The organism is Allobosea sp. Root670, assembly GCF_001429415.1.
Lineage (GTDB): Bacteria > Pseudomonadota > Alphaproteobacteria > Rhizobiales > Beijerinckiaceae > Allobosea > Allobosea robiniae.
This window is the reverse complement of sequence record NZ_LMJU01000015.1, coordinates 217,825-234,662: the sequence shown is the minus strand read 5'-3', so window position 1 is coordinate 234,662 and position 16,838 is coordinate 217,825. Positions and strand designations below refer to the sequence as shown.

General features: G+C 65.8%; 14 protein-coding genes. 9 read left to right on the top strand and 5 right to left on the bottom strand.

What is annotated here, in order from left to right:
• Positions 1-70: 70 nt before the first annotated feature.
• The 7 genes from guaB (at position 71) to ASE61_RS13525 (ending at position 9,447) form a co-directional block, all read left to right on the top strand.
• Positions 71-1,564, top strand: a complete 1,494-nt coding sequence (guaB, locus tag ASE61_RS13555; protein WP_061967710.1) for an IMP dehydrogenase — start codon at positions 71-73, stop codon at positions 1,562-1,564.
• A gap of 70 nt (positions 1,565-1,634) precedes the next feature.
• Positions 1,635-2,045, top strand: a complete 411-nt coding sequence (locus tag ASE61_RS13550; protein ID WP_061967708.1) for an MAPEG family protein — start codon at positions 1,635-1,637, stop codon at positions 2,043-2,045.
• 146 nt (positions 2,046-2,191) lie between these two features.
• Entirely contained in the window at positions 2,192-3,292 is a 1,101-nt protein-coding gene (locus ASE61_RS26505) for a DUF2865 domain-containing protein (protein ID WP_061967707.1), read from the top strand.
• A gap of 352 nt (positions 3,293-3,644) precedes the next feature.
• Positions 3,645-4,655: an extracellular solute-binding protein gene (locus ASE61_RS13540; RefSeq protein WP_156407094.1), complete on the top strand. Its 1,011-nt coding sequence runs from the start codon at positions 3,645-3,647 to the stop codon at positions 4,653-4,655.
• Between the two features lie 95 nt (positions 4,656-4,750).
• Entirely contained in the window at positions 4,751-6,337 is a 1,587-nt protein-coding gene (locus ASE61_RS13535) for an ABC transporter permease (protein WP_244492831.1), read from the top strand.
• A gap of 96 nt (positions 6,338-6,433) precedes the next feature.
• Entirely contained in the window at positions 6,434-8,188 is a 1,755-nt protein-coding gene (locus ASE61_RS13530; RefSeq protein ID WP_061967703.1) for an AsmA family protein, read from the top strand.
• Between the two features lie 80 nt (positions 8,189-8,268).
• Positions 8,269-9,447, top strand: a complete 1,179-nt coding sequence (locus ASE61_RS13525) for an E22 family MetX-like putative esterase (RefSeq protein ID WP_061967702.1) — start codon at positions 8,269-8,271, stop codon at positions 9,445-9,447.
• 141 nt (positions 9,448-9,588) lie between these two features.
• Here ASE61_RS13525 and ASE61_RS13520 read toward each other — a convergent pair whose 3' ends face one another.
• From ASE61_RS13520 to ASE61_RS13510, 3 genes are all read right to left on the bottom strand, one after another.
• Positions 9,589-10,200, bottom strand: a complete 612-nt coding sequence (locus tag ASE61_RS13520; RefSeq protein ID WP_061967701.1) for an ATP-dependent Clp protease proteolytic subunit — start codon at positions 10,198-10,200, stop codon at positions 9,589-9,591.
• Between the two features lie 67 nt (positions 10,201-10,267).
• Positions 10,268-10,621: an SRPBCC family protein gene (locus ASE61_RS13515; RefSeq protein WP_061967700.1), complete on the bottom strand. Its 354-nt coding sequence runs from the start codon at positions 10,619-10,621 to the stop codon at positions 10,268-10,270.
• Positions 10,618-10,932 carry an ArsR/SmtB family transcription factor gene (locus tag ASE61_RS13510; protein ID WP_061967699.1) on the bottom strand — a complete coding sequence of 105 codons (315 nt, stop codon included), beginning with the start codon at positions 10,930-10,932 and terminating at the stop codon, positions 10,618-10,620. Before ASE61_RS13510 ends, ASE61_RS13515 begins: the two co-directional genes overlap by 4 nt.
• 340 nt (positions 10,933-11,272) lie before the next feature.
• Between ASE61_RS13510 and ASE61_RS27175 the strand changes: the two genes are divergently transcribed.
• A complete protein-coding gene (locus ASE61_RS27175) occupies positions 11,273-11,440 on the top strand; it encodes a hypothetical protein (RefSeq protein ID WP_244492830.1) in 168 nt (55 codons plus the stop codon).
• 40 nt (positions 11,441-11,480) lie between these two features.
• Here ASE61_RS27175 and ASE61_RS13500 read toward each other — a convergent pair whose 3' ends face one another.
• A complete protein-coding gene (locus ASE61_RS13500) occupies positions 11,481-12,665 on the bottom strand; it encodes an acyltransferase family protein (protein WP_061967696.1) in 1,185 nt (394 codons plus the stop codon).
• 234 nt (positions 12,666-12,899) lie between these two features.
• A complete protein-coding gene (locus tag ASE61_RS13495; RefSeq protein ID WP_061967694.1) occupies positions 12,900-13,532 on the bottom strand; it encodes a MarC family protein in 633 nt (210 codons plus the stop codon).
• A gap of 292 nt (positions 13,533-13,824) precedes the next feature.
• Between ASE61_RS13495 and gyrA the strand changes: the two genes are divergently transcribed.
• Entirely contained in the window at positions 13,825-16,548 is a 2,724-nt protein-coding gene (gene gyrA, locus ASE61_RS13490; RefSeq protein ID WP_156407112.1) for a DNA gyrase subunit A, read from the top strand.
• Positions 16,549-16,838 lie beyond the last annotated feature (290 nt).

Here is a 16,838-nt window from a genome sequence, read left to right as displayed (position 1 = left end):
TCAACTCGGCAATGGGCCTTTCGCCCTGCCCCTTTGAAAAGCCGGCCTCGCCCGGCGGTCGGAGTTGACGATGACGCTTTCCCTCGACGGTCTGATTCGCGACGGCCTTACCTTCGACGACGTGCTGCTCGAGCCGGGCCCGTCCGAGGTCATGCCGGCGGATGTCGACATCCGCACCAGGCTCACCCGCACCATCTCGCTGAACCTGCCGATCATCGCCTCGGCCATGGACACGGTCACCGAGGCCCGCATGGCGATCGCCATGGCGCAGGCCGGCGGCCTCGGCGTCATCCACCGCAATCTCGACGCCGACCAGCAGGCCGCCCAGGTCCGCCTCGTCAAGAAATTCGAATCGGGGATGATCGCCAACCCGATCACCATCCATCCCGACGAGACGCTGGCCGACGCGCTGGCGCTGATGAAGAACAACGGCATCTCCGGCATTCCGGTCGTCGAGCGCGGCCCGCAGGGCCACCACGGCAAGCTCGTCGGCATCCTCACCAACCGCGACGTGCGCTTCGCCGCCAACCCGGCCCAGCCGGTTTCGGAGCTGATGACCAAGGAGCGCCTGATCACGGTGCGCGAGGGCGTCAATCCCGAGGAGGCGCGCCGCCTGCTGCACCAGTTCCGCATCGAGAAGCTGCTCGTCGTCGACGATCACTATCGCTGCATCGGCCTGATCACCGTCAAGGACATGGAGAAGCAGGTCGCCCACCCGAACGCCGCCAAGGACGCACATGGCCGCCTCCTCGCCGCCGCCGCGACCACGACCGGCGACCAGGGCTTCGAGCGCTCGGAAATGCTGATCGATGCTGGCGTCGACCTGATCGTCGTCGACACCGCCCATGGCCATTCGGCCAAGGTGCTGGAAGCCGTCAGCCGGGTGAAGAAGCTCTCCAACTCCGTCCAGGTCATCGCCGGCAACGTCGCCACCGCCGGCGGGGCGCAAGCCCTGATCGATGCCGGCGCGGACGCCATCAAGATCGGCATCGGCCCGGGCTCGATCTGCACGACCCGCATCGTCGCCGGCGTCGGCGTGCCGCAGCTCACCGCGATCATGGATGCCGCCTCCGCCGGCGCGAAGGCCGGCGTCCCGGTCATCGCCGATGGCGGCATCAAGTATTCGGGCGACCTCGCCAAGGCGCTTGCGGCCGGTGCCTCCTGCGCCATGGTCGGCTCTCTGCTGGCCGGCACCGACGAGACCCCCGGCGAAACCTTCCTGTACCAGGGCCGCTCCTACAAGGCCTATCGCGGCATGGGCTCGGTCGGAGCGATGGCGCGCGGCTCGGCCGATCGCTACTTCCAGCAGGACATCAAGGATTCGCTGAAGCTCGTGCCGGAGGGCATCGAGGGCCAGGTCGCCTACAAGGGCCCGGTCTCGAACGTGCTGCACCAGCTCGCCGGGGGCCTGCGCGCCGCTATGGGCTATGTCGGCGGCAAGGACCTCGCCGACTACCAGGCCAAGGCGCGCTTCATCCGCATCACCAGCGCCGGCCTGCGCGAGAGCCACGTCCATGACGTGACCATCGTCCGCGAGAGCCCGAACTACCCGACCCGCTCTTGAGTCATCGCGGGCATTGTGCAGCACTGGCCCGACTCATTCGGGCCGGTGCGACACGAGGCGACGCGCAACCATGACTCTCAAGCTGATCTATCCGACGCTGGCGATGATCTTCTGGATCTTCGTCGTCGGCGTCGTCCTCGCCCTGCGTCGCAAGACCGCCTTCACCAGCGGCGCCGTCCGGCCCGACGAGGTCACGGTCTCGACCGAGCGCTACCCCGTCCCGGCCCGGCTTGCCGCAGCGAACTTCACCAACCAGTTCGAAACACCGGTGATCTTCTTCGCGCTCGTGATGATCGCGATGGAGACCGGCGCCACCGGCTATGTCATGGCGCTCCTGGCCTGGCTCTATGTCGCGACCCGCGTCGTCCACACCTTGGTCCATATCGGCCCCAACCCGCTGAAGCTGCGCGGCGCGATCTACGGCATCGGCGTCATCGCGCTGTTCTGCATGTGGCTAGGCGTCCTCATCTCCGTGCTCTGAGAGACCGGGCCTGCCTCGCCTCGCTCCCGTTAAGCATTCCACCCGTTTCCGCCGGCTGCGAGCCCGGAAGCGTTGAAGCTTAACGAAAAGTAAACTACACCCCGAATGGCGGCGGACGGTGGACAAGCGTAGTTTGGAGTGACGCGATGTTGCGTGTCCGTGAAGTCCCGGCGCGGGTTTTCGCCCGCGACGGTGAGGTTCTGGCTGCCGTTTCCGGCAAGACGAAGACTGCAAGGCGCAGCCCCGCGGCACGCCTCCTGGCGCTCGCCGCGCTCGGGGTCGCGCTCGGCTCCGGGGGCATCGTGCTGACGGCCTCGATGGTCCAGGCCGAGGGCGATGCCGGCGCGCGTGAATTCATCATGCAGGAAGCCGCGCGCCGCACCGAGCAGACGCGCCTGCGGAATGCCGCCTACACCTCGACACGCTATGCCCCGCAAGCCAATGCCTATGCGCCCGCCGGCCATGGCTGGCGCCTGCCGCTCATGCAGACATTGCCGGACGGTCGCCTCGCCCACCCGCCGGTCGACCTCAACCCCTTCCGCAAATCCGCCCGGAAACCGGCCGAGCGGCGGCGCAAGGTCGCGGCTACCGCGACCGCCTCGCTCGATACCGTCACCGGCGCGGCAAACCGGGCCCAGACCTTCTGCGTCCGCCTTTGCGACGGTTTCCCCGCTCCCATCGGCTATCTCCGCGCGGCCGGTGACATGAAGGCCCATGAAGCGCTGTGCCAGGCGGCGAATCCCGGTGTTCCGGTCAAGGTCTTCAGGATGGCCGCCGGCGCGACCGGCATGGCGGACGCCGTGGCGACCGACGGCAAGCGCTATGGCGCCCTGCCGATGGCCTTCAGCCACGAGAAGGCGGCCGACCCGGCCTGCCGGTCCCCCATCGTCCAGGTCGGCGAACGACGGATCTCCCTGCTGCGCGACATCACCTTGCGGCCGGGCGACAGCGTCGTGCTCGACGGCAAGGTTTCGACCTTCACCGGCGGTTCGAGTTGGCCCTATAGCCGGCGCGACTTCCGCGACTTCCGCACAGCGTCGGAACTCAGCAAGTCCCAACGCAAGCAGATCGACGAGCGGGTCGGCATTTCCCGAATGGAAGCGCAGGAGCGCAGCGTCCGCCGCCAGATGCGGGTCCGCGAGGCGCGTCTGCATGACGATACCTTCGCCAGCGACGCGATCCTGCGCGGCACGGTCGATCCGACGGCACGCGAGTCGGTCCGGCTGATCCCGCTGCCGACGCGATAAGTGTCGAGACTTTCGACGCCCCTTGTCCTTGCGGGACTTCGCGCCTCGGGGGCGCCCCGGAATGACAAGGGCTTGGGCCTGATGCGAGCCGGTATTGCGCCCCTGTTCGACAGGAAACTGACGGCCCCAGCCGCGGCAGGTCGCCTCATTCAAAAGATGTACGACCGGATCGCGTGCGAAATCTCTTCGTCTTTCCAAGGCAATGCTTGATTTATTAGAATTCGTCAAAATAAGAAGTTAGCTAGAATTCATCTAAGACATTGATATCATAGGATTACTTCATTGACGCCCCCTGCCGGGCGTTCTATCGCTCGCCCGTCGCGCTGATCGCGCCCATCGACGGAGCAGAAGAATGATCGCAAAGACCTATCTCCACGCCCTGGCGCTGTCGTCCTGCCTGCTGGCCGCCCCGGCCTTCGCGCAGGGTGTGAACCTCTACACCACCCGCGAGCCCGCCTTGCTCAACCCGGTGCTGGAAGCCTTCACCAAGGACACCGGCATCAAGGTCAACGCGGTCTTCCTGAAGGACGGCCTGCAGGAGCGCATCCGCGCCGAAGGCGCCAACAGCCCGGCCGACGTCATGCTGATGGTCGATGTCGGCGAAATCAACGCCGCGGTCGATGCCGGCATCACCCAGCCGATCAAGTCCGCGGTCGTCGACAAGACCGTCCCGGCGCAGCTTCGCCCCGACAACAACTGGGTCACGCTGACCAAGCGCGCCCGCGTCGTCGTGGTCTCGAAGGAGCGCGTCAAGCAGGACGCGATCACCTATGAGGACCTCGCCGACCCCAAGTGGAAGGGCAAGTTCTGCATCCGCGCCGGCCAGCACCCCTATAACAACGCGCTCTTCGCCGCCTATCTCGCCCATCACGGCGCAGAGAAGACCGAGACCTGGCTCAAGGCCGTGCGCGCCAACGCCGCCCGCAAGCCCGGCGGCGGCGACCGCGACGTCGCCCGCGACATCCAGTCGGGCCTGTGCGACATCGCCATCATCAACACCTACTATATCGGCCTGATGAGCCAGGCGAAGAACGAGCAGAAGGGCTGGTTCGACGCGATCACGCCACTCAAGACCACCTTCGCCGGCGGCGGCACCCATGTGAACGTCTCGGCCGCGGCACTCGCCAAGAACGCGCCAAACAAGGAGAACGCGGTCAAGCTGGTGGAGTACATGCTCGGCGACAAGGCGCAGGCCCTCTACGCGAACGGCAATTTCGAGTTCCCGGTCAACGCGGCCGTGACCGACTCCGCCGCCGTCAAGCTTCTCGGCGCCGTCACCCCGGACAAGCTGCCGCTCTCCGAGGTGGCCAAGCAGCGCAAGGCCGCGGCGAACCTCGTCGACAAGGTCGGCTTCGACAATTGAGCCTGAGCCAACCGCTCAATCAGCAGCGACGGTCGCCATTCTCGTGGCGGCCGTCGACGCGTTTTGCCTATGCGGCGATCGGAGGCGCGGCGCTCGTGCTGCTGCCGCTGCTTGCGCTCGTCGCGACCGCATTGTCCTCGCGGCAGGCGGCCGAGATCTGGCCGCATCTCGCCGCCAACGTCCTGCCGACGGCCCTCGTCCAGACCGGTCTGCTGCTGGCCGGCATCGGCACGGCCTGCGCCGTCATCGGCGTCGGCACCGCCTGGCTGGTGACGCAGTATGAGTTCCCGGGGCGGCGCTCGCTCGAATGGCTGCTGGTGCTGCCGCTGGCGCTGCCGACCTATCTGACCGCCTATATCTACGTCGAGTTCCTCGGCTTCCAGGGACCGCTCCAGAGCGCGTTGCGCGCCGCGACCGGCTGGCGCTCGCTGCGCGACTACTGGTTTCCCGATCCGCGCAACCTGCCGGGCGCGATCGCGATCATGGCGATCGTGCTCTACCCATACGTCTATCTCAGCACGCGCGCGCTGTTCAGCGTGCAGGGCGCCAGCATCGTCGAGGCCGCGCGCAATCTCGGCGCGGCGCCCGGCCGGTTGTTCTGGCGCATCGGCCTGCCGCTCGCGCGCCCGGCTTTGGCCGCCGGCCTGACCCTCGTCCTGCTGGAGACGCTGAACGATATCGGCGCCACCGAATATCTCGGCGTCCGCTCGCTGACGCTCTCGATCTATACAACCTGGGTCAATCGCGGCTCGCTGCCCGGCGCAGCCCAGATCGCCTGCGTCATGCTGCTGATCGTCTTCGCGCTGATCCTCGCCGAGAGGAAGCTGCGCGGGCAGCGCCGCTTCGCCCTGCCGGTCCGCCAGCCCCGACCGGTGACGCGCCGGCCGCTGCACGGGCGCAGCGCCGCTCTGGCCGCCCTCGCCTGCGCCCTGCCCGTGCTGTTCGGTGCCGCCTTGCCGATCGGCTATCTCCTCGCCGAAATCCTGCAGCGTGGCCTGCTGGCCCAGCTCGACGCCGCGCTGCTGCGGCTTCTCGGCAATGCATTGCTGCTCTCCGGCCTCGCATCGATCCTGGTCGTCGCGCTCGGGCTCGGCATCGCCACGGCCAGCCGCAGTGGCCGCGAGACCTGGCTGAAGCCCCTCGCCCGCATTGCCAGCCTCGGTTACGCCGTACCGGGCACCGTGCTCGCGCTCGGCCTGCTGATCCCGCTCGCGGCCTTCGACAACCTGCTGGCCGATGCCGCATCCGCCCTGTTCGGCCTCAAGCCGGGCCTGATCCTGATCGGCTCCGGCGCCGCGCTCGTCATCGCCTATACCGTGCGCTTCCTCGCCATCGGGGTCTCCGGCGTCGAGAGCGGGCTGGCGCGGGTCTCGCCGCGGATCGACGATGCAGCCCGCGCGCTTGGTGCCGCCGGGCCGGAGGTGCTGCGCCGCATTCACTGGCCGCTGGCCCGACCGGCCATCGCCGCAGCCGGGCTTCTTGTCTTCGTCGACTGCCTCAAGGAATTGCCGGCAACGCTGCTGCTGCGCCCGCTCAACGTCGACACGCTGGCGACCGTGGTTTACGGCCATGCCTCGCGCGGCGTCTTCGAGGATGGCGCGCTGGCGGCGCTGCTGATCATCCTGGCCGGGCTCTATCCAGCCTTCGTCCTGGCGAAAGCCGGCACGAATCGCGCGGGATAGCCGGCTTTCCCGCCTCGACAAGCCCTCGGCATCGGCCTAAACCCTGTGCCGCCAGGGGGCTGGCTGAATTTCGGCCCGATGCCGATTCGGAAGTCCATGACCAGACGCGCTGCGATCATCGCCTTCAGCCTCGTCGTCGCCATCGGCCTGCTCGGTTCGCGGTCGTGGGACGTTGCGTTGGGCCGTGTCCAGCGCGCAGCCGTCAGCGCGATCGAAGAGCGGACCGGCTTCGTCGTCAAGGCGATCGAGCGCGCCGAAATCGCCCTGCTCCCGCTACCCCGCATCAGCCTGTCGCAGGTCGCCTTCAGCCAGCGCGACGGTGCGCTCTCCGGCGAGGCCGTACGGGTCAAGGCGCAGTTGCGCCTTCTGCCGCTGCTGGGCGGGCGGATCAGCTTCGACCGGGTCGATCTGATCGCGCCGCGAATCGACGTCGCCGTTCCTGCCGGAAGCGACGGCGTCACCGAATGGCTCAGCACCCCGCTCGCCGAATTCGAGCGGCTGCAAAGCCAGAGCAAGATCGTCATCCGCTCAGGCTCTGTCTTCCTGCGGGCGAATGGTGCGATCCAGAGCGTCGTGCGCGATCTCGATCTCGTCATCGACGAGCGCAGCCTCAACGAGCCTCTCGCCCTGTCCGGCTCGCTCAACTGGCGCGGCGTACCGACCGAGGTGAGCCTGCTCTGGCCGATGGTCGGAGGCAGCGCCAAGACCGCTCTCTCGGCGACCTCCTCCTTGCTGAAGCTGCGCTTCGAGGGCACGCGCTCCGGCCCCGGCGCACCGGTGATCAACGGCCTGCTTGCCCTCTCTACACCTTCGCTCCCCGGGCTTTTCAGCTGGTTCGGCGAGGAATCGCGGCTGGCCTCGGCGCTCGGCACCGTTGCGGTCTCGGCCGACATCCAGGTGAAACCCCGCGAGGTCTCGTTCAACAACGCCATCGTCAGTCTCGACGGCGAGCGCCTCGACGGCGCGATCAAGCTTGCCGAGGCCGGTGGACGCTTCGCGCTGTCGGGCACGCTCGCAGGCGTGACGCTCGATCTCGGCCGGCTTGTCGATCGCCTGCCGGTCCCGGTCGTCGATGCTGCCGATACCGCGCCCTTCGACCTCGATGCCTGGACCGCGCGCGACATCGATCTGCGGATATCGGTCGACTCCGTCCGTCTGAAAGGCGCAAAGCTCACCGACGTCGCGACCTATCTTCTGGTGAAGAAGGGCCGGTTCGAAACCGGCCTGCTGCGGGCCAGCGCCTATGGCGGCAGCGTCAAGAGCCGTTTGCTCGCGGTCGGCGTTCCCGCCGGCGTCGACGTCAAGCTCCAGGCCGGCCTCGACAAGGTGAATATCGGCCAGGCTGCTTCCGACCTGCCGCAACTGGCGCGCCTCAGCGGCACCGGCGGCCTGCAGCTCACGCTCGATGGCGTCGGGCGCTCCTTCGACGAGTTGCTGGGCTCGCTCACCGGACGGGCCAACCTCGCGGCCCGGCAGGGCGAGATCGGCGGCGTCGCCTTCGGCGAACTGCTCCGCCGCGCCGAACGCAGCCCGGCCCAGGCCCTGCGCGAATGGCGGCAGGGCAAGACGCCGTTCGAGACGATCTCGGTCAACGCCGGGATCGCCGGCGGCCTTCTCGCCCTGACCGAGGCGCAGATGACCGGCTCGAACTACCGCTTCAACCTGGCCGGCAGCGCCTCGCTGCGCACCCGCAACCTCGACATGACCGCGCTGCTCACCTCGCCGAACGGCAACCTGAAACTGCCCTTCCGGCTCAAGGGCCCGATCGATGTTCCGGTCTTCGATATCGAGGCCGAGGCCTTCCTCAGCCCCGCCGGCGCCTCCCTCGTGCCGACGCTGCTCACCCGGTAGCTCCCAAGCCGCTTTCGCGCTCCCCCGAAATCCGCTCTGATGCGACCGGACCTTGTTGCGGCGGTGGGAAGGATGCGGCGATGAAGATGTGGCTCATGGGCGCTCTCGCGCTCGCAGGATGGATGACGGCAGGCATGGCCGACGCGCAGGATCTGACGGTCGAGAAGAAGGTCTTCGAGCTTCCGAGCTTCACGACCCAGAGCGGGCGCGCGCTGAAGAATGTCCGCGTCGGCTGGGAGAGCTACGGCACGCTCAACGCCGACAAATCCAACGCCGTGCTGATCTGCCATTTCTTCTCCGGCAACTCCCATGCGGCCGGCAAATACGCCGCCAGCGACGCAGCGCCGGGCTACTGGGATGCGATCATCGGCCCAGGCAAGGCGATCGACACCAACAAGTATTTCGTCCTGTCCTCGGACACGCTGGTGAACCTCAACACGGGCGACCCCAAGACCACCACGACCGGCCCGGCCTCGACCAATCCCGATACCGGCAAGCCTTATGGCCTCGACTTCCCCATCGTCACGGTGCGCGACTTCGTTGAGGTCCAGAAAGCGCTGGTCGAAAGCCTTGGTATCAGGAAGCTCGCGCTGGTCGCCGGCCCCTCGATGGGCTCGCTCCAGACTTTCGAATGGGCTGCGAGCTATCCCGAGATGGTCGCCAAGGCCATGCCGGTGATCGGCGCCGGCGAGGCCGATGCGATGCTGATCGCTTGGCTCGACGTCTGGGCCGCCCCCATCCTCGTCGACCCCAACTGGAACAATGGCGATTACTACGGCAAGGCCCCGCCACTCGCCGGCCTCGCCAAGGCGCTGACCGCTGTGACGCTGCAGGCGAACCACCAGGACTGGGCCAATGCCACCTTCGGCCGCCGCCCGGCCAAGGAGGGCGAGGAGCCCGGCAAGGCGCTCGCCAACAAGTTCCAGGTCCAGAGCGTGCTCGACAATGCCGGCATGGCCCGCGCCAAGGTCTCGGACGCCAACCATTTCCTCTATCTCGTCAAGGCGAACCAGCTCTTCACCGCCGGCGGCACTTCGCTGGCCGACGGCATGGCCAGGATCCAGGCGCCGATCCTGCTGATCACCCAGCCGAAGGACCTCGTCTTCACGCCCGACATGGTGGCAACGACGGTGAAAGCAGCGAAGGCTGCCGGGCGCGACATCACACACACCACTATCGACGGCAGCCGCGGTCATCTCGACGGCGTGATCTCGATGAAGCAGGCCGAGGGCGCGATCCGGGCTTTCCTGGAGAAGTGACCTGCCCCCCCTCGCTCACCTGAGCGGTCATCCCGGACAAGCTGCGCAGCCGCGCCGATCCGGGATCCATGCCTGAACCGTTCCGGAATGGATCCCGGGTCTTCGCTTCGCTACGCCCGGGATGACCCAAGCCTGCATGGCTCACGCCGCGGCCGGCTCCTCCATCCGGTGGACGATCCGGTCGATCAGGCCCCATTCCAGCGCCTCTTCTGCCGTCATGAAGCGGTCGCGGTCGAGCGTGCGCTCGACCTCCTCGTAAGTTCGCCCGCAATGCTCGGCATAGAGCCGGGTCAGCCGGTGCTTGGTCTGCCGCATCTCCTCGGCATGGATGAAGATATCGGAGGCCTGCCCCTGGAAGCCGCCGAGCGGCTGATGGACATGCAGGCTCGCATTGGGCAGCGCCCCACGCTCACCTGGCTCCCCGGCCATCAGCAGGAACGAGCCCATCGAGCGCGCCGTGCCCATGCACAGCGTATGCACGGGCGAGCGGATGCAGCGCATCGTGTCGTACATGGCGAAACCGCTGGTCACCACGCCACCCGGCGAATTGATGTAGAGATGGATCGGCTTCTTCGGGTTCTCGGCCTCCAGGAACAGGAGCTGGGCGCAGACCAGCGCGCTCATCGCGTCATTGACCTCGCCGTTGAGGAAGATGATCCGCTCGCGCAGCAGCCGCGAGTAGATGTCGAACGAACGCTCCCCGCGGCTCGACTGCTCGACGACCATAGGAACGAGTTGCATCGCTTCGCGCATCGGCGAACTCCAAAGTCTTGGGGAATGGATGGTGTGGTTTCGCTTCGCCTTATGCAGCAGCGCGGCCTTATGCAGCGGCGCGCATCAACGGCGGCGCATTGCTGTTCGCCGGGATCAGATCCTGTCCGACGCGGCGATCGGTCAATTCATGGATCACGTGCAGGCTGCTTCCGCCTGCCTCGCTGGCGTCGATGCGGAACGTGACCACGCTCTCCAGAAACGGCGGCTCGCTGTCGCGCATCCGATAGCGCAGCGCCTCGCCCGGCGTGACGATGCTCGGCTTGGGATCGGCCAGCTCCGCCTCGGGCAGCCAGTACTCACGCAGGCCGGGCATGCTGAGCGCGCGCCAGAGCTTCTCGGGCGGCTCGTCGAAGTGGAATTCGAGGACGAGTGGATCGGTCGCCGTGTCGTCGCCGCTCATTGATCCATCTCCTTGAGCAAGGTCCTGAGATCGTCGATCCGCGCCGGCCAGAAGGCGCGGTATTTCGTCAGCCACTGCGCGACCAGCGCGAGCCCCTCCGGGTCGACCCGGTAGTTGACGAAGCGTCCCTGCCGCTCCTCGCGAACGAGGCCCGCCCCCCGCAGGACCGCGAGATGCTGCGACATCGCCGGCTGGCTGATCGCCATGCCCTCGCGCAGCGCGCTGGCATTCAGGCTGCCCGCCGTAAGCTTGTCGAGGATGGCGCGCCGCGTTGGATCGGCCAGAGCCTTGAAGATCTCGTTCTCGATCATGCGGTGACATAAGCATTCACTTATGTGATACGCAAGAGCTTTTGTTCGGATCACCCGCCCAGGCCCGCCAGCATCACCGCCTCGTTCTCCCGGATGCGAGGCATGAGCCCTATGCTAGCCTGTCACGAGCACCGAGCAGGGCACGAAAGGGTACGCGATGAGGATGACGAGACCGGGAATTCTCCTCCTCTGCGCCGTCCTGTCGTCTCCCGCATGGGCCGCCTGTACGGAGCCGCCGGCCGGCTCGGCTCAGGCTCCTGCCCTGTCACCGCCGCTGAGCCAGGCCGTAACCGGCGCCGGCCGCCTGCAATTCCATTCAGCGCCGGACAGCGCATGCCCCATGAAGGGCGTCTTCATCATCCCGAAGGACGAGGTCATCACTTATGCGCAGACACGGGATGGCTGGTCGTCGGTGATGTATCTCAATCCCAGAACCGGCAGCGACGTCAGTGGCTGGGTCAGGTCGGCACGATTGAAGACGGTCGGGACCATGGGGCCGAGGCACTGATTGCTGCGCACGAAGCTACGAAATCTGCAATGGGTCGCGATCAGGCACCAGACCGTTCTCCATTCGCGATCTGTTCCGGGATTGGCTCTTCGTCGGACGACGCGTCCGCGCCACGCTGACCCACGACGCCGAACTGCTTGGAACGGACGTATTCGACGTCCCGCGATATCGCGGTATCCGTCTTGATGGGATGGCCTCGGATTCGATCTCGAAGCATCCTTATGGGCGCCTCAACGAAAAGGTCCGACAGCCAAGCTACGGCAAGGGAGAGCGCAATCACCGCTGCCACAGTCCAATAGGAGGCCGGAAGAAGCGCATACGCGAAAACCAGAACAACATACTGCTGCAGATAGAGCGGGAAAGACAGGTCGCCGATCCGTCGGTCGATGCGGCTCCAGGGTACTGGTAGCTTCACGGGGATGAGGATGAGGAAGATGAGCGTTAGAATGAAGAACAGGATGAAATGAACGGTGTTGTGCGCTTCGGTAAGCTGCCGCGCCGGCAAAAATGAGGGCATGCTCATTTCTGTGCAGGTCCAGAGGCATAGAGCGAACAGGGCAGCAACAATGCCGTAGCTGAGCCATGACGGTGCACGCGTAGTGAGATAGGCCGCTATCCCGAGAGCAAAGTAAGGCACGAATCCAAAGAGACCGGGCCCCTTTTGGTTCAAGGCGGCCGTGAACATGAGAGCTGCCACTATCAAAAGCGTGACATAGGACAGGCGTCGCTGATAGGCCCCGATCCACAAGGTGACACTCAGAAGGCTGTAAAAGAAAACCTCGACTCGCAAAGCCCAGACATATGGGATGAAAGGCGGTCGATCCTGGCCGTAACCCGGTAACATCATAAAGAAATTGGCGAATATATTATCTATGGATAGAATTTGATCTTCAGAATACGGCACAAGCTTATTCGGTAGAAAATTTGTAATCAGGGCCGCAGCCATGGCAATTGCGCCAATGGATAGCGCTAAAGACATCACATATTGAGGCATGATACGCAGGGCACGGTTTGCAGTGAACTGCAAAGGTCGCTTCCAATAGATATTCTCCGCAGCCTCCGTGATGACGAAACCGGAAAGAACGAAAAAGACGAGAACCGCAACTGAACCAGTTGCCCAGCTCCAGTTTGCCTGCATCTCGGCTGGCCCGACATGGCCGACATGTTGGAGGAGAACAAGCAGAGCCAGTAATGTCCTAAGCGTCCCAAACGGTCTGTAAGGCATAGCTGCCTCCCCCTGGTCCGTAATCGAGCCGATCGCACGAAAAGGTTCTTGATGGTTGGCAAGAACGCGGGCGGTTCCAGGCGGCGGGGCGGCCTCAACCCGAATGACCGGAAGGTCGATCAGAGAGCTGCAAAAGCGGTCTAGCGGATGAAGCCGGAAGAGCTCGATGCGATGCTTCGTAACGGCGAGGATGAATGACCGCCACGGGTCGGAAGCAGCCCTTCCAACCCACCCCTACCCCGCCTGCGCGGCGGCCTTGATCCCGTCGATCACGAACTGAACGGCGAGCGCCGCCAGGATCACTCCCAGCAGGCGCGTCAGCACGATATTGCCGGTGACGCCGAGCAGCTTCGCGATCGGCGTCGCCGAGAGGAACACCAGAAGGCAGGACAACACCACCAGCCCGCAGATCACAGCCAGCGTCGCCAGCAGCAGCGGGTCGCCGCCGGCGCGGCCGGCAAGCAGGATCATCGCCGTCAGCGCGCCCGGCCCCGCCATCAGCGGGATCGCCAGCGGGAAGGCCGCGACATTGCGGATATGGTCCTGGGTGATCGCGGTGTCCGCCGTCTGCTGCTTGCGCTCGGTCCGGCGCTCGAACACCATTTCGAAGGCGATCCAGAACAGCAGCAGCCCGCCCGCGATGCGGAAGGCCGGCAGCGAGACGCCGAGCGCCTTCAGCACGATGTCGCCCGCCACGGCGAAGAAGGCCATGATGCAGAAGGCGATGATCGAGGCGCGGATGGCGACCTGCCGCCGCTCGCTTTCCGACATCCCGCGCGTCAGCGACAGGAAGATCGGCGCAAGGCCCGGCGGGTCGAGCGTCACCAGCATGGTGACGAGGGCTGCGGTGGCGAATTCGACGAACATGGCGCCACATCAGCATGCCGCAAGCCCGCCGTCACGCACCAAGAAAGGCCGGAATATGGCAGCGCGCCGGAAGGCATCTGAAAATCGCCCGTAAGGCACTGAATTCGCTTGGATAATTTTTGCTTGGACAGCGCCCGCTTTTGCTGGCTTCTCCTGCCGGAATCGGATAGCCAGAAGGCTGAAAAACCAGCAGGAATCGGGACATTTTCCCTTGAGCGACGATACCGACGACAAGCGCGACAACGCCCCGGATTTCGGCGGCGACATCAAGCCGATCGCGATCACCGACGAGATGAAGAAGAGCTATCTCGATTACGCCATGAGCGTGATCGTGAGCCGCGCTCTGCCCGATGTCCGCGACGGCCTGAAGCCGGTCCATCGCCGCATCTTGTTCTCGATGCACGAGAACAAGAACGTGCCCGAGCGGCCCTATACCAAATGCGCCCGCATCGTCGGCGACACGATGGGTAAGTACCATCCGCACGGCAATCTCGCGGTCTATGACGCGCTGGTGCGCATGGCGCAGGATTTCTCGCTGCGCCTGCCGCTGATCGACGGCCAGGGCAATTTCGGCTCGATGGACGGCGACAGCGCAGCCGCCGATCGTTACACCGAGGCCCGCCTCGACAAGGCGGCGATGCCGCTGCTGGAAGACCTCGACCTCGACACTGTCGATTTCCAGCCGAACTACGACGGCAAGGAGCATGAGCCGACAGTCCTGCCGGCGCGCTATCCCAACCTGCTCGTCAACGGCGCCGGCGGCATCGCCGTCGGCATGGCCACCAACATACCCCCGCACAATCTCGGCGAGGTCATCGACGCCTGCGTCGCCTATATCGACGATCCCGAGATTTCCATCGACGACCTGATCGAGATCGTGCCGGGCCCGGATTTCCCGACCGGCGCCTCAATCATGGGCCGCAGCGGCATCCATTCGGCCTATCACACCGGCCGCGGCTCGATCGTGATGCGCTCGAAGACGCATATCGAGGAGATGCGCAAGGAGCGCGAGGCGATCGTCGTCACCGAGATTCCCTATCAGGTGAACAAGGCGACGATGGTCGAGAAGATCGCCGATCTCGTGCGCGAGAAGCGCATCGAGGGCATCTCCGACCTGCGCGACGAATCCAGCCGCGAGGGCGTGCGCGTCGTCATCGAGATCAAGCGCGACGCCGTCGCCGATGTCGTGCTGAACCAGCTCTACCGCTTCACCCCGCTGCAGACCTCCTTCGGCGCGAACATGGTCGCGCTGAACGGCGGCCGTCCGGAGGTTCTGAACCTCAAGGACTTCATTTCGGCCTTCGTCGAGTTCCGCGAGCTGGTCGTCTCGCGGCGCACGCGTTACCTCCTGAACAAGGCCCGCGAGCGCGCCCATGTGCTCTGCGGCCTCGCCACCGCCGTCGCCAATATCGACGAAGTCATCCGCCTGATCCGCACCGCACCGACGCCCGCCGCCGCGCATGAATCCCTGATGGCACGCGACTGGCCGGCCGAGGACATCGCGCCGCTGATCGCGCTGGTCGACGATCCGCGCCACCCCATCAATCCGGACGGCACCTACCGGCTCTCGGACGCGCAGGCCAAGGCGATCCTCGAGCTGCGCCTGTCGCGCCTCACCGCTCTCGGCCGCGACGAGATCGGCGACGAGCTGGAGAAGCTAGCCAAGGAGATCGCGGATTATCTCGACATCCTGCGCTCGCGCGCCCGCATCCAGTCGATCGTCAAGGAGGAGCTCGCCGAGGTGAAGGCCGCCTTCGCCACGCCGCGCCGCACCGAGATCCAGGACTGGGGCTCCGATCTCGACGACGAGGACCTGATCGCCCGCGAGGACATGGTCGTCACCGTCAGCCATGGCGGCTACATCAAGCGCGTGCCGCTTTCGACCTATCGGGCGCAGCGCCGCGGCGGCAAGGGCCGCTCCGGCATGGCGACCAAGGACGAGGATTTCGTCGCCCGTCTCTTCGTCGCCTCGACCCATACGCCGGTGCTGTTCTTCTCATCGGAAGGTCAGGTCTACAAGGAGAAGGTCTGGCGCCTGCCGCTCTCAGCACCGAACGCGCGTGGCAAGGCACTGGTCAACATGCTGCCGATCGAGGCCGGCGAGCGTATCACCACGATCATGCCGCTGCCGGAGGACGAGGCGAGCTGGGAGACGCTCGACGTGATGTTCGCGACAGCCTCGGGCGGCGTGCGGCGCAACAAGCTCTCCGACTTCGTCAACGTCAACCGCGCCGGCAAGATCGCGATGAAGCTCGACGAGGGCGACCACATCGTCGACGTGCAGATCTGCACCGAAGGCAATGACGTGCTGCTGACGACCGCCCTCGGCCAGTGCATCCGCTTCGCGGTGCCGGAGGTGCGCGTCTTCAAGGGCCGCGACTCCACCGGCGTGCGCGGCATCAACCTGGCCAAGGGCGATGAGGTGATCTCGCTCGCGATCCTGCATCATCTGGACGCCACGCCGGACGAGCGCGCTGCCTATCTCAAGCGCGCTGCGGCTGCCAGAAGGGCACTGACCGGCGAGGCCGAGGACGGTGCGGAAGCCACCGTGGCGGTCGATGCCGACGCCGAGGAGAGTGGCGGTGATATCGAGCTCGGGCTTGAGAAATACACCGCGATGGGTGCGGCCGAGCAGTTCATCCTGACCATCTCGGAGCGTGGCTACGGCAAGCGCACCTCGTCCTTCGAGTACCGGGTCACCGGGCGCGGCGGCAAGGGCATCGTCGCGATGGTCGTGAACGACCGCAACGGCAAGCTCGTCGCCTCCTTCCCGGCCCTCGACTCAGACCAGCTCATGCTCGTCACCGATGGCGGCCAGCTCATCCGCGTGCCGGTCGATGCCGGCCCGGACAACCGCATCCGCATCGCTGGGCGTTCGACGCAGGGCGTGACGGTGTTCAACACCGCCAAGGACGAGAAGGTCGTCTCGGTCGAGTGCATCAACGACGATGGTGAAGGTGACGAAGACGCCGAGGCAGGCGACGCGGCACCGGGCGCCGAGCCCGCGGAAGACTGATCTTTCAGCCTCTTGCGGCCATGGTTTCAGGCAATGTCTGAAGCCATGGTGGGGCTTGCTCGCACGGAGCGGCCTGGGCACGCGTCATTCTCGGGCAACGCGAAGCGCAGACCCGAGAATCTCCAGCGGAAGGAGGTGCCCTCCTCTCATGAGATGTTCGGGTCAGGCCCGAGCATGACGAAGCCCGTCGACCCGGCAGCCCTCGTTTGACTCAAGCCCCGCCCCGCGCTCCCATCGCCCCATGAAGGCTCGTTCCGTGCCCGTCCGCACCCCTGCGATCACGCCGGAGA

Excerpts from the sequence above, each read along its gene's own strand:
- guaB (WP_061967710.1), top strand. The coding sequence starts at position 71 with ATGACGCTTTCCCTCGACGGTCTGATTCGCGACGGCCTTACCTTCGAC.
- ASE61_RS13550 (WP_061967708.1), top strand. The coding sequence starts at position 1,635 with ATGACTCTCAAGCTGATCTATCCGACGCTGGCGATGATCTTCTGGATC.
- ASE61_RS26505 (WP_061967707.1), top strand. The coding sequence starts at position 2,192 with ATGTTGCGTGTCCGTGAAGTCCCGGCGCGGGTTTTCGCCCGCGACGGT.
- ASE61_RS13540 (WP_156407094.1), top strand. The coding sequence starts at position 3,645 with ATGATCGCAAAGACCTATCTCCACGCCCTGGCGCTGTCGTCCTGCCTG.
- ASE61_RS13530 (WP_061967703.1), top strand. The coding sequence starts at position 6,434 with ATGACCAGACGCGCTGCGATCATCGCCTTCAGCCTCGTCGTCGCCATC.
- ASE61_RS13525 (WP_061967702.1), top strand. The coding sequence starts at position 8,269 with ATGAAGATGTGGCTCATGGGCGCTCTCGCGCTCGCAGGATGGATGACG.
- ASE61_RS13520 (WP_061967701.1), bottom strand. The coding sequence starts at position 10,200 with ATGCGCGAAGCGATGCAACTCGTTCCTATGGTCGTCGAGCAGTCGAGC.
- ASE61_RS13515 (WP_061967700.1), bottom strand. The coding sequence starts at position 10,621 with ATGAGCGGCGACGACACGGCGACCGATCCACTCGTCCTCGAATTCCAC.
- ASE61_RS13510 (WP_061967699.1), bottom strand. The coding sequence starts at position 10,932 with ATGATCGAGAACGAGATCTTCAAGGCTCTGGCCGATCCAACGCGGCGC.
- ASE61_RS27175 (WP_244492830.1), top strand. The coding sequence starts at position 11,273 with ATGAAGGGCGTCTTCATCATCCCGAAGGACGAGGTCATCACTTATGCG.
- ASE61_RS13500 (WP_061967696.1), bottom strand. The coding sequence starts at position 12,665 with ATGCCTTACAGACCGTTTGGGACGCTTAGGACATTACTGGCTCTGCTT.
- ASE61_RS13495 (WP_061967694.1), bottom strand. The coding sequence starts at position 13,532 with ATGTTCGTCGAATTCGCCACCGCAGCCCTCGTCACCATGCTGGTGACG.
- gyrA (WP_156407112.1), top strand. The coding sequence starts at position 13,825 with ATGAAGAAGAGCTATCTCGATTACGCCATGAGCGTGATCGTGAGCCGC.